Annotated in this window: 3 protein-coding genes; 1 reads left to right on the forward strand and 2 read right to left on the reverse strand. The window is 70.7% G+C overall.

The window, feature by feature from the left end; all coding sequences use genetic code 11:
- The coding region (locus ABWK99_RS15975) for a pyridoxamine 5'-phosphate oxidase family protein (protein WP_372595670.1) at positions 1–280 on the forward strand (280 nt) is incomplete at its 5' end.
- Between the two features lie 54 nt (positions 281–334).
- Here ABWK99_RS15975 and ABWK99_RS15980 read toward each other — a convergent pair.
- On the reverse strand, positions 335–667 hold the full coding sequence (locus tag ABWK99_RS15980; protein WP_372595671.1) for a cupin: 333 nt from the start codon (positions 665–667) through the stop codon (positions 335–337).
- A gap of 29 nt (positions 668–696) precedes the next feature.
- Positions 697–1,455 carry a respiratory nitrate reductase subunit gamma gene (gene narI, locus ABWK99_RS15985; protein ID WP_372595672.1) on the reverse strand — a complete coding sequence of 253 codons (759 nt, stop codon included), beginning with the start codon at positions 1,453–1,455 and terminating at the stop codon, positions 697–699.
- Positions 1,456–1,605 lie beyond the last annotated feature (150 nt).

A 1,605-nucleotide genomic window follows, 5' to 3' on the forward strand; every position in this document is an offset into this window, starting at 1 on the left:
CCGGCTCGTCTTCCTCACCAGTCAGGGCAGCAAGCTCGCCGGCGTGGCCATCACCCAGGACGTGGCCTTCGAGGTCGACCACATCGGGACCGACGAGGCCACGAGCGTGGTCGCGCACGGACTCGCCCGTCACCTCACGGGCGCCGAGGCCGAGCGGGCCGCGGCCCTGCCGATCCACGCGTGGGTGCCGACCGAGAAGCACGAGTACGTCGCGATCGAGGTCAACCGTCTGTCCGCCCGGCACTTCACCCTGCGTCGCAACGGCGCGACCGAGGACTGACGCGACGGCGCGGTCCGCGTCGACCCGGCCGTCGGCTGCTCCCGACGAGCGGGCTCAGGCCTCGGCAGTCGGGACGCCGGTCACCGTGGTGAGCAGGAAGACGCTGTCCTCCAGCGCGAGGACAGCATGGCGCTCGTGGGTGAGGACAGTGATCTCCCCCGCCGCGATCACCGGCTGGTCGAACCCCGTCACCTGCACCCGGCCCTCGAGCACGTAGATGCTCGCCGCGGGCGGCGAGCTGTGCTCCCCGAGCTCCGTCCCGGCCGCCAAGGCGATCAGGCTCTGCCTCAGCACTCCGTCGTGCACCACGAGCTTGGCGTTACGCCCGTTCTCCGCGCTGCGCGCGGCCGCGAGCTGCTCGCGTGCCGCCTGCGACAGGTCGGTCATCTCCTCCTCCTCGCTGCTGAGCCGATGCGTCAGCGCCGCGCCGGTGACCGCCTCGTGTCCACACCTTCCCACCCGGGCCGCACGCCGCGCGCTCCGAGGCGGTCCGACCGGGAGCGGTAGACCACATAGGGCCGTCCGAGGTACCAGACCGGGACGCTGAAGACGTGGACGAGCCGGGTGAAGGGCCACAACGCGAAGAGGAAGAAGGCGGCGAGGGCGTGCAGCTGGAAGCCCAGCGGCGCCGCTGCCATGAGCCCCGGTTCCGGCGAGAGGTAGAAGATGCTGCGGAACCAGACCGAGACCCCGTCGCGGTAGTCGTACTCCCCACCGAGGTTGAGGACCGAGCCGGCCACGGTGTTCCACATCCCGAGGACGATCACCACGGCGAGGGCCAGGTACATCGCCTTGTCCATCCGGGTCGTCGCGCTGAACACCGGTCCGGTGGTCCGGCGCCGGTAGATCAGCAGTGCCATCCCGACGACGGTGCACACCCCTGCCACCGCACCGATCGAGATGGCCAGGAAGTGGTAGACCTCCTCGGACATGCCGACCGCCTCGGTCCAGGACTTCGGGATGCCGAGACCCATCACGTGGCCGAGGAAGACGGCGAGGATGCCGAAGTGGAACAGCGGGCTCGCCCACCGGAGCAGACGGCTCTCGTAGAGCTGGGACGAGCGCGTCGTCCAGCCGAACTTGTCGTAGCGGTACCTCCACACGTGCCCAGCGACGAAGATCACCAGGCAGACGTAGGGGTAGACGACCCAGAGGAACGTGTCGACGGGGCTCATCGGCGGGCTCCTTGCAGCGGCGCGTGGGCGTAGCCCTCGAGCGGGGCGGACATCGACGACGGCGGTCCGAACGGCTCCAGCCCGACGTCCTCCCCCGGCGGGCCCTGCGCCGCCAGGAGCGCGACGGCCTCGCGGTCCTCTCCGCGCAGG

This window comes from Actinotalea sp. (genome assembly GCF_041597215.1).
In the GTDB taxonomy this organism is placed as follows: domain Bacteria; phylum Actinomycetota; class Actinomycetes; order Actinomycetales; family Cellulomonadaceae; genus Actinotalea.